Here is a 10,671-nt window from a genome sequence, read left to right as displayed (position 1 = left end):
TGTCGTGTTGAATTAAATGTGCAAAAAATAGCTGTCGAGACTTTCTCGACAGCCTGAGACTGCCCTGTAGGCAGCCTTTTAACCACTACTGACAAATTGGATTATCCCAATGAGTGTCAAAAGCAGAAAAATAACAAGTATAATGATTACGCCGGTTCGAAGCGCTTTGAACCCCCTTGATCTCTTCTCCAACTGCTGCTCCACTGCATTCAATCGATCTTTAAGCTCTTGAATCTCATTCTCTTGTCCCATTTCAGCCTCCTTTAACCGATGTTCAAGCTATGTATCCGCTCTATAAATATGAACAGGTACCCGACCAAGGATGGTTACATATGCGGTTTCAGGAGCACCAACCTGACCGCTCATCATACTGTACCTTATAACCCCCTTTATGATACAACTGTCTGTAGGGATATATTACCATATACCGCCACCCCGACCAAAGATACGGGGTATTGTATTTATCAATTGCTAACTATTATGCATAATGCTCTTTCCTCCCTTGGAAGGACGCCACCAATTGCAATTGAATCAGCACTTGTTCAAGGAGCTCTAACGGGTCATTTGAGTCCTCCACCAACTCACAAATTTCGATGGCTTCTTCTACTGCTTTACTGAGTTCATCTGCACGTTTTTTCTCTTCTTCTGCTTGCTGGAGCCAGTATTTTAAAACCTCCGGCGAAATAAAACTCTGGCCTTTGTCATCTAGCCTATTGCAGTACTCCATATCCTCATGCCAATCTCTACTCATTCCGCTACCTCCTGAACTTCTAATTCCATTTCACTCACGCTTTCTTCTGCTGGGAACTCCGCATTCCAAAATTCACACTTGGTTGTACATATACTACCTCTTATTCACTGGAACTTCCATTTAATCCCTGCGTATTTATCTTTAAGAATTTGATTCGATACGAGTCCAACAAATCCACTTGAAATGAGGTTCATCATATGAATAAGATTTACTGGCCCGGAAGAACAAAATTGGAGCGAATGGAGATAACCACTACTCTCATATTTGATGTTATTCTCTACATTCCACGATGGATCATGAAGCTGTTATGAGGATTTCCCCTACCCCAGGGCGACCAGTGCGACTTCTTCAAAAAAGGTAGCACTTCAAGTTCACTGCTACGTTACTTCAAAAACCTTACGTACAACAAAGACCCGTTCGTTAATAACGAACGGGTCGTCTGCGTTTAACGGTTAATGAATTCAGCCATTTGCAGCATCCGGGTTAATACGACCGCTCCCTCAGCCCGGGTAGAATGGGCTTCCGGAACGAACCGGTCAGAAGAACGTCCCTCCATCAACCCTGATTTGACGATGGCCGACACGGCCTCTTCTGACCAGGACGCAATGCGTTCACGATCCTTGAACCCTTCCAAAATGGAGTCCGTATTTCCTGTCTCCAGATCCGTACCGGCAAGCTTCAGTGCTCGGAGCAGCAAGACACTCATCTGCTCGCGGGTGATCTCCTCGTTCGGACGGAACGTACCATTGCTGAAGCCTTCGATCAGCCCATGCTCCACTGCCGTAGCGACAGCGGCTGCATACCAATCGTTTGCCTTCACATCCTGGAAGCTCGCATGGTCTCCCTGATCCTTCAATCCGAGCGCACGGACGAGCATTGCCGTGAACTGCGCTCTCGTGATCGCCTCGTTTGGACCAAAACGCGTATCGCTTAATCCCTCGATCAATTGTTTCGAGGCCAGCAGCGAAATGTCCTCGCGGGCCCAATGGCTGCTTAAATCCTCAAACGTCTTCGCATGGGAGACAACGGAGTATACGCCGCTATCCCTCCACTTAAACTCCGCTTGGGATTTGCCGTTCGACGTGCGAATGAGTGCCGGTACGAAGACCAGCTTGCCGGAAGCCGGATTCATCCGCAGCACCGTCGTTTGGGATGGACTGACGACACGGGATAGAGCCTTGGTAAACTTAGCGTAAGGTCCCTTAAGCGCCGGCAGTGCTGATAACGTATCCCCCTGTTTCCAAGCCAAGCTTATGGAAAGTGATGCATCCAGCTTGGAGGCTCCTGCTTCCAACGCTGCCTTTACCCGATCCTCTTCTTCTTTTGAAGCTAAACCGACGCGAATTTGCAGGCTTTCCGCCGTACCCCGTTGTTGTAATGCTTCCATCAGCGAATTGAGCGGAATTTCCACTCGGCCTTGGGAGGATTCCAACACGATGGAGCCCCCCGACAGGTCCTTCACGGCAGCGCTCAGTCCCTGAACAGGCAAGTGAAGAACGACGGAATCCGAAGCATCGGTCACCGAATACGTAAGCACGCGTGAAGCTGCCGGCAGCTTGCTAAGCCGTGCCACATCATCGAGCAAACGCTTCTCGTTTGCATCCGCTACGATGACCGTCCCGCCGCCCGGTGCCGTCTCTTTCTTAATGCTCAAGCGCTCGGGCTCCGATGGTTTAGGAGGTGGTGGTGGTGATCCTCCACCGGGTGATCCGGATCCTCCGCCCGGAGTTCCCGGATCGGATCCGCCGTCTCCCGTAGTAGTCCGGATGACCTCAAACGTCTTGCTGTTGGTTTTGAATTCGTCAACGAACACATCCACCGTAATCGAATTGACGCCCGTTTGCAGCGGCACATTAGCTGTAAATTCACCTTTCGCCGACAGGGTCGCAGCAGTACCGTTCACCTTCACGGCCGCTTGGCCGGGTCCGAGAACTTCAACCAGCCCTTTCAACGCAAGCTGGCTGTCGCGCGTCTCTTTGCCCTCGTCATCCATCAGCCCGCTTAATACGGCCGAACGAACCTGATCCCCGGTATTGTAGGCATTGGCAACGAGCTGCCGCAGCGTTCTCGTTCCAGACGGGTCCAGGGTGGAAATGACAAAACCTCCCTGCGGAATAACGCTGTTATTCTCTTCGGGCGCTCCCCAGCTCCAGTTGATCGCTTGGTTCCGGTTGACCACGCGCGTCACGTGACCCGTGTTATCCACTACCACTTCAACCCCGAATCGGTTCGTGCCCGTGGAGTATCCGAAGGCTTCCGTCATCACGTTGACGTTGCCCTCGATCCGGTTGATGTTATAGAAATTGCCTTCCAGGAACGAATCCGGACTTCCCGGCAAGCTCATGCCGAGCTGGTAGTCCTTCACCCACTCCTTATCTTGGAGAGCAGCCGCCGCGATCGGCCAGTTGACCTGGGATGCGTCAAACAGCATCAGTCCGTTCGTGGACTTCAGCCCCGCCTGGAACACTTCGCGCTGTACGGCCGGCGCCTGCACATTGTTCATGGCAATGCCTGCATACAGCGGAATTTCACCATTCGTTACGATATTGCCAAGCGTAATGTATTTCTGGATTTCCTGGCTGGTGGTTTGATAAGCCCCGATCATCAGAAAATCCAAATATTCGATATAACCGGTTTGATAATATTCCGGCGTATACACCGATTCGTCCGGCATGCCGAGTGCAGGATCAAACCGGAAGTTCTTGCTGCCCCAGTTCACGCCGTTCAAATAATACGTTTCATACCAGGATCCAACATAAGAGGATACCTCGATCTTTCTGCCTGTAGAAACCTCATAGGAATCCACCAGTGCCTTTACTTCGCCGAAGAAGCTCTGAATCGTGCCCGAGCGGAATTCCCACCAATCCTGAATCAGGGGGCCATATACCCGAACATTGTTTTCATAATAGAAAATATCGTTTGGCCAATTGACAAGCTGCTTGTTCCGTGTCTGCAAAAACTGCTCGAACTTCACGCGGGTCTCATCGCTGAAATCGGCCCCCTCGTTGTCGTATCGACTCCGGTCATGGACAACGCCGTCCACATCGTAATTCTTAATGATTTCTTCGAATGTTCGAAGCTGATAATTGCGAACCTCGTCATTGGACGGGTTAACGAAGGCTACCAAGCCCTGTTTCTTGCTCTCGCGCAGACGCTTGATCTCGCCATTGTTCTCCGCGAAATATACACGTTCCTCCCAATCGAGGTGATCGTTCAGCACCGCGTACTCGTTATGGGCAATCGATCCTTCGGCAAATACGTTGATCGCCGCATGAATCTCTAATCCCAGTGCATGACCATGATCAATAAACTCCTGCAGGAGGTCCAGATCCGGGCTTGCGCCTGCTTTTTCGGGTGCCTTGATCTCGCTGACATAAGGTCTGCCCGTCAAATCGTTCTTCTTATAAGAGACATAACCTTCAACGCCTTTTACATCAAATGCCACGGAGGTAACGCCCGTTTCCTTGGCTTTTTGCAGAAATGCCAAAACATCCTCACTCGTTTTAAACTTTCTGACATTGGAAGCCTGGTCCACCCAGAGAATGACTTCTTTTTCCGGGGAGAAATCAGGTCTTGCAAACACCGCAAGATGACGTACGTCCTGCTCGATGTCATTCTTCATTACTTTGACTTCGATATAATTGGTGCCGTTTGTTAACGTGTAGTTATGCGTGAAGGTACCATCCGCTTCAAAAGGCACCTCGTTACCGTTCACAAGAAGTTTGATCGTGGTAATGTCGTCTATGTTGTCGATGCGCCCCGTGATGGAGGTGCTGCCTTCTGTTACAGTGTACATCGTCTGGTTATCCAGCGTAAGCCGTGCAATAAGGCCATTACCGCTCATGATGTCGCGTACCTGAACCACTTCCCCGTTCTTGCGCAGCTTGATCATGTCCCCGACCTTAAAATTCTCGGCCAAGTAGCGCTTGATGTTGTTACCTGCATAGCTGTTGTCCTGTGCCATCAGCACATAACCGCCTTCAGGAATTTCAAGCTCGGTCGGCCCGGTCCAAACAGGCGGCTTCCCGTTGATCGAAGGATTGATCACCCGTAATACACGGTTGTTGGCATCCACCTGCACGGCCACATTGGTCTGGGGAATCGTGATGGAGCTGCCGTAATCTCTTGTAAAAATCGCCACGATATTCGGTACGCCCGTGACATCCTTGTCGACATAGTCCAGCTTCTTGCGCGGACCTTCGATGTCGATCGTAATATCCTTCGGTGCCGCTTCGACTTCAATATAATCCTGGTTCTCGATCGGTTCGTACACGATGTTCAGCGTTTGAACGGCCAATTCGCCGTCTCCCTTAAACAGCTTCACCTCAGCCGCGTTCGGGCCCGGCTCCAAATAAACATTCGTGCGAAACATGCCTTCCGCCGTAAGCGCAGTTTCATCGCCATTAACCGTTACACTTAAATCCTGATCCGCGGCATAATTCGCCACAAAACCCGCAATCTCAATGACCGGAATATCCACGGTCGCATCGTTCGGCGTAATCAGATGCAGCTCGGGTGGCAGCGGATCCGGCCCTGGACCCGGCCCCGGCTGCTCCGGCAGGAAATCAGCCGCAGTCACTTCTTCGCCCGCCCGCATCAGCTTCACCGTATCTCCCGTTTTGTTATGATTGAAGAGAGGTTTCTGAAAAACGGATTGATCCCATCCATTGGTGCCGCCAGCCACTACAACGTAACCACCGGCCGGAATTGGAAGCAACGTTCCCGGAGCCCAAGAAGTCGGAGGATCGCCGTCCGGTCCAACCACATTCTGGACAATGCCGCTCGCATCCACAGAGACCGCGACATGAAGCGTGGGAACCCATACCTCATCGGTATAAACGGAACCCGTGACCGCTACGCCGCTGGTATACAGCGCCAAATAATCATTTTTCCCTTCCACGGTATCGCCCGCCACGTTAATATCCGTGAACTCCAGGCTCTCTCCGCCTTGGGAGACCAGGGTAACCGGTTCGGGACCCGCGCTTTGAACCGGAGGAATTTCGTTATCCGCGAACGCGGAAGAACCAACCGGAACCATGAGAGAAACGATCAGTGACAAACTGAGAAACAGCGCGATCCGCCTGCGAAATAAACGATACATCAAATGATTACCACCCTTCTCCTACTCAGAATGAACCATCACGTAAATATAAATTCAACAGTCACCCCCTTTACGAATTTTGAAAAAGCAGCCGCCAGCGCAGACTGCTTTTTCAAATGAATCATTTACTTCGTGGACTGAAACCATTCATTTGCTGCTGTCACCATATCGGCACCACCTTCGGCTCTCCATTGAGCCAGGAATTGATCGTAAGCATCAATCGGCTTCGCTCCCGAAATGAATTGCAGCACATTGTCATCGAGCAGGGTCGACAATTTCAGCAGGTTTTTGGATACAGCTTCAATTGGCGGTGCGGTGGACATTGGATCTAACACGATGATGCCTTCAGCATTCTTCTGGAAAGCTTCGAAGTGCGCTTGCAGAACCGGATCTTTGCGTACGCGTGCTTGCCAGTAAATCGGATACTTCTCTTCGTCTACCCCGGTTAGAAAATTGCTTGCATTACTCAATTCATCATTAAAGATCGGCAGAATCGGATAGTACTTTCCGTCCTTTACCTCATGATGGACGCCTTCTTTACCCAGCGCGATGCCTTTGAACGTCTCCGGCTCCAGCTTCGCATTCAGGAATTCCATGGCGGCTTCCTTGTTCTTAGAGGATTTCAAAATAGCGACATACCAAGTTGTATTTGCTTTCGCCCCGATAACGGCTTTGCCGTCCTTACCTTTCAGGTAAGGAATGATGCTCGTTTTGGCATCCGGAAAGTTTTTCTTCAGCGCGTCAATCGTTGTCCCGGCATTCCACCAGGCCAGCTCATACATCGCAGCTTTACCGCCTGAAAATTTTTCAATGGATTTTTGTGCGGTATTAATCGGAGTCTCGGTATCGAGCAGTCCTTCTTTATACAGTTTATTCATATAGGTGAGATACTCTTTCATCTCTGGAAGTTCAGCCCGATGCATCAGCTTACCGTCGACCTCTTTCCAATCCGTCAAAACGCCAAATGTCGCGGCAATGTTGCCATAAATAGCAGGGGCCTTATTGCTCACCGTGAGCGGAATGACATTCTTCTTCTCTTTGATCGTTTTGAGCACATTGTATAGTTCATCGGTGTTCGTAGGGGTGGACAGTCCTAATTCGTCCATCCAATCCTGCCTTACCACCAGTTCCTCCCCAATGCTTACGCCAGCTCCGGTCTCGGGAATGCCATAAATCTTCCCGTCGATGGTGGCACTGCCGAAGGATTCCTGTTTAATGGATTGCTTGATATAATTGCCGTGGGATTCCAGCAGCTCATCGATCGGCTCGAGCGCTCCCGCAGAGGCCAGATTGTAGAACTGCGCTGCATTCAATTTCACCAAATCATAGTTATCTTTGCTGGATACGAGCAGGTTCAGCTTCTCATCCGCGTTCTCGGCCGGCAGCAGTTCGTATTCCACATTGAATCCGGTTCTTTCCTGGATGTACTTGGCCACATATTCCGTCTTCGGATCAAACAATCCATATTGCATGATCATGCGCAGCCCCGGTTTTTCAGCCGTTGTGTCTTTATTCCCCTCATCCTTCGGGGTGCTTGCCGGTGTGTCCGATGGTTGAGCCGCCGGCGTGTCCGTCGTGCCGCCTCCCCCGCCGCCGCATCCGGACAGCGCCAGCGTGAATCCGAGAATCCCGGCCAGTACTGCGGATTTTTTAATCTTGATCATGGATAACCCTCCTTGTGATTGAGAAATTCAATGAATTCTGCCATCTGAGCAATACGAAGCGCATCACCACCTTTATTAAGTAAGCTCTGATGAATCTAGCCTTTAACCGAACCTACAAGCACGCCTTTGACAAAATATTTTTGCAGGAATGGATACACCAGCAAAATCGGGATCGTTGCCAGCAGGATCGAGGATGCTTGTATGGACTGCGGCGTCGCATTAATCGCGGCGTCGACATTATCCTTCAGGAAATCCCCGCTGGACGAAACAAGCAGCTCCTTCAGGTACAGCTGCATCGGCTTGATCGCCGGGTCGGTAATGTAAATCATCGCCGCAAAATAGTCATTCCAGAAAGCAACCGCAAAGAACAATCCGATCGTTGCCATAACGGGAAGCGAGAGCGGCACAATGACCGAGACCAGGATGCGGATATTCCCCGCGCCGTCCAGCTTGGCGGATTCCTCCAGCTCATCCGGAAGCCCCTCGAAATAGTTTTTAATGATAAGCATGTTGTATACGTTCACCATCGCCGGGAGGAATAACACCGGGAAGGAGTTCACCAGATTCAAATTCTGCATGAGCAGGTAAGTCGGAATTAGTCCGCCGCTGAAGAGCATCGTGAATACGAAGATCAACAGCAGGCCTTTCCGTCCCCGCAGCCGGTATTTGGACAACGGATAAGCCGTCAGCGTGGTCAGAAACAAGCTGCAAGCTGTTCCGATGATCGTCAGAAAAATGGATACCTTGAGCGAATTCAAGAACATGGAATCCTGCAGTACATACTTGTACGTTTCGAATTGAACCCCGACCGGGAGCAGCCCAACCTGGCCCGATATGACGGCTCCCTCGCTGCTCAAGGATTTGGCGATCAGGTTCAGGAAAGGCAGCAGGGTCGTTAAGCCCATCACGATGAAGAACGTATAATTGAATACCGAGAAGCATTTTTCCGAAAACGACGTTTGGATGACACCTCGGGTGGTGTTTGTTCCTTCCAAAGCTTTTTTGTGATCCATTTGCGCCACCCTTTCTTTACCAGATCCCGCGCTGTAAGTATTTTCTGCTCATGGCATTGCCCATGATGACCAATGTAAAGGATATCACCGCTTCGAACAAGCCAACCGCGGTCGAGAAGCTGTAATCCTGGTTCCCGAGACCCTGCCGGTAAACATAGGTACCAATGACATCCGACACCTGGTACACCACCGGGTTGTACATGACCAGAATCTGCTCCGTTCCCGCTTCCAGCACATTCCCCAGCCGCAGGATAAACATCAGGACAATGATTGGAGCAATCCCCGGCAGCGTGATATGCCATAGCTGCTTCCAACGTCCAGCGCCGTCAATCTTCGCGGCTTCATACAGCATCGGATCGATCATTGTAAACGCTGCCAAGTATACGATGGTGCTCCAGCCCGTTTCCTTCCAGCCCGCCGACGTGATCAGCACGCTCCGGAACACGCTGTTATCCAGGAAGAACGCAATCTGCTCCATGCCCAGAGACACCAGCAATTTGTTGACGATTCCTCCATTCGTCGAGAGCAAATCGATAAACAATCCACCAACGATGACCCAGGACAAGAAATGCGGAAGATAGATGACGGTTTGCACCGTGCGCTTAAATACCATATTCCTCAGCTCATTGAGCATCAGGGCGATAATGATGGGGAGCGGAAACAAGATCACGATTTTCAGGAAGCTGATGATGACCGTATTTTTGAATACCTGAGCAAAATCCGGCGACGTGAACAGCTTCTCGAAGTGCTTCCATCCCACCCACGGGCTGTCGGCAAATCCGGTGAATATGTTGAAATCCTTAAATGCAATCGTTATGCCGTACATCGGTGTGTACTTGAACAGTAAAATGAACAAGATGCCCGGTACGAGCAGCAGATAAAGATCCCACTCTTTCCATATGTCCGACCCTAAACGGCCCCAGTACCCTCGTTTTTTCTTCATCTCTCTATACGGTGCCGGCGATGGTTCTATCGTGGGTTTCATCGACTCGTCTCCCCCTTTCTATTGATTCAATCTCCTTGGTTACTACAAATTGTAATTCCCGGCGCAGGGACTGAGTAGGCGAGGATCATTACTATTTATGGTAATATGATGTTGTGTTGGGGCATGGACGTCAGTAATTGTGCCATGAGGCTGCGATGGGTGTTTCATGGGGTGTTAAGTTGTGATGATCGGCTAAGCGTTGTTCAACTGATAAACAAACCATTAACCCACATCGGAAAAGAGGATGATTCATCACTCCGCATGCGGATTGTTCTTCCGATCCCTGTTACCCCCGGATTTCTTCTGAATGAATGAAACAATGTTGAAATCCGGGGATAAAGGGGACCGCTGCCGCTTCTCCAGAACAATTCCGCCTGCTCCGTTGAAGCTTGCTCAAGAATGAAGTTGGCATTCGAAGCATACGGCATTGCCGTGCTTCATCACCAAGCAAGGCCCACTCTGCTCCGCTCCGAGCTTGGCCTCGCCTAGCCTCAACCATGCTGCGTGGGTGATTACTTCCGCCCAGCCGATGGTTAAGGCTGGGAGTAAAAGCAAACAAGCCGTTCGGGATGCATGCCCCGAACGGCTCGTTTGGTTTATGTAACTGCGCATGCTCTGCTGAGCTGCGCTTCCCCTCTCCCCCCAAACCAAGGGGGGAGGCTTTTTGGGCGGACCCACTCGGACCAGCGGAGAGAGCGTATCGGTTTCCGAAAAAGCGTAGCGGTCGGCTGAAAGTTTTCCACCGAAAAACTCGCATCGAAAGCATAGGCTGGAGCTGAATTTCTTCTGCTGTATCATCATTCCTGGAAATTCAGCGACAACAGCGATTGGAGGAACGATACGACCGTGGAGCGGACTTTCACATCTCTACTTCCCCCAACCAAGGGGAGTGGCTTTGGGAGTGGTTTGAACCCACGCGGACCAGCGGAGAGAGCGTATCGGTTTCCGAAAAAGCGTGTCGGTCGGCTGAAAGTTTTCCACCGGAAAACTCGCATCGATAGCATAAGCTGGAGCCGAAATTCTTCAGCTGCAATCATAATTCCAGGAATTTCGGCGACAACAGCGATTGGAGGAACGATACGACCGTGGAGCGACAAAGAGCGAAGGAGTTTTACGCCCCTACACCCCCAGCCGATTCCCATCAAGTACCCTTAAAC

Annotated in this window: 6 protein-coding genes; all 6 read right to left on the bottom strand. The window is 50.7% G+C overall.

What is annotated here, in order from left to right; genetic code table 11:
• Positions 1-78 precede the first annotated feature (78 nt).
• The 6 genes from DP091_RS31545 to DP091_RS30785 all read right to left on the bottom strand — a co-directional run bounded on the left by DP091_RS31545 (position 79) and on the right by DP091_RS30785 (position 9,514).
• Positions 79-252, bottom strand: coding sequence for a hypothetical protein (locus DP091_RS31545; RefSeq protein ID WP_181469968.1), 174 nt, complete (start codon positions 250-252; stop codon positions 79-81).
• 226 nt (positions 253-478) lie between these two features.
• Positions 479-751 carry a hypothetical protein gene (locus tag DP091_RS30805; protein WP_113061813.1) on the bottom strand — a complete coding sequence of 91 codons (273 nt, stop codon included), beginning with the start codon at positions 749-751 and terminating at the stop codon, positions 479-481.
• 445 nt (positions 752-1,196) lie between these two features.
• Positions 1,197-5,852, bottom strand: coding sequence for an S-layer homology domain-containing protein (locus tag DP091_RS30800; protein ID WP_113061812.1), 4,656 nt, complete (start codon positions 5,850-5,852; stop codon positions 1,197-1,199).
• A 125-nt stretch (positions 5,853-5,977) separates the two neighbouring features.
• A complete protein-coding gene (locus DP091_RS30795; RefSeq protein WP_113061811.1) occupies positions 5,978-7,516 on the bottom strand; it encodes an extracellular solute-binding protein in 1,539 nt (512 codons plus the stop codon).
• A 95-nt stretch (positions 7,517-7,611) separates the two neighbouring features.
• Positions 7,612-8,529 carry a carbohydrate ABC transporter permease gene (locus DP091_RS30790; RefSeq protein ID WP_113061810.1) on the bottom strand — a complete coding sequence of 306 codons (918 nt, stop codon included), beginning with the start codon at positions 8,527-8,529 and terminating at the stop codon, positions 7,612-7,614.
• A 16-nt stretch (positions 8,530-8,545) separates the two neighbouring features.
• On the bottom strand, positions 8,546-9,514 hold the full coding sequence (locus DP091_RS30785) for an ABC transporter permease (protein WP_181469967.1): 969 nt from the start codon (positions 9,512-9,514) through the stop codon (positions 8,546-8,548).
• Positions 9,515-10,671: the final 1,157 nt, after the last annotated feature.

The sequence above is a fragment of the Paenibacillus sp. MDMC362 genome (assembly GCF_003269305.1).
In the GTDB taxonomy this organism is placed as follows: Bacteria; Bacillota; Bacilli; order Paenibacillales; family Paenibacillaceae; genus Paenibacillus_AQ.
Note: the sequence above shows the minus strand (reverse complement) of the source record. Positions and strands in the feature narration are given on the sequence as shown.

Excerpts from the sequence above, each read along its gene's own strand:
- DP091_RS30795 (WP_113061811.1), bottom strand. The coding sequence starts at position 7,516 with ATGATCAAGATTAAAAAATCCGCAGTACTGGCCGGGATTCTCGGATTC.
- DP091_RS30785 (WP_181469967.1), bottom strand. The coding sequence starts at position 9,514 with ATGAAACCCACGATAGAACCATCGCCGGCACCGTATAGAGAGATGAAG.
- DP091_RS30805 (WP_113061813.1), bottom strand. The coding sequence starts at position 751 with ATGAGTAGAGATTGGCATGAGGATATGGAGTACTGCAATAGGCTAGAT.
- DP091_RS31545 (WP_181469968.1), bottom strand. The coding sequence starts at position 252 with ATGGGACAAGAGAATGAGATTCAAGAGCTTAAAGATCGATTGAATGCA.
- DP091_RS30790 (WP_113061810.1), bottom strand. The coding sequence starts at position 8,529 with ATGGATCACAAAAAAGCTTTGGAAGGAACAAACACCACCCGAGGTGTC.
- DP091_RS30800 (WP_113061812.1), bottom strand. The coding sequence starts at position 5,852 with ATGTATCGTTTATTTCGCAGGCGGATCGCGCTGTTTCTCAGTTTGTCA.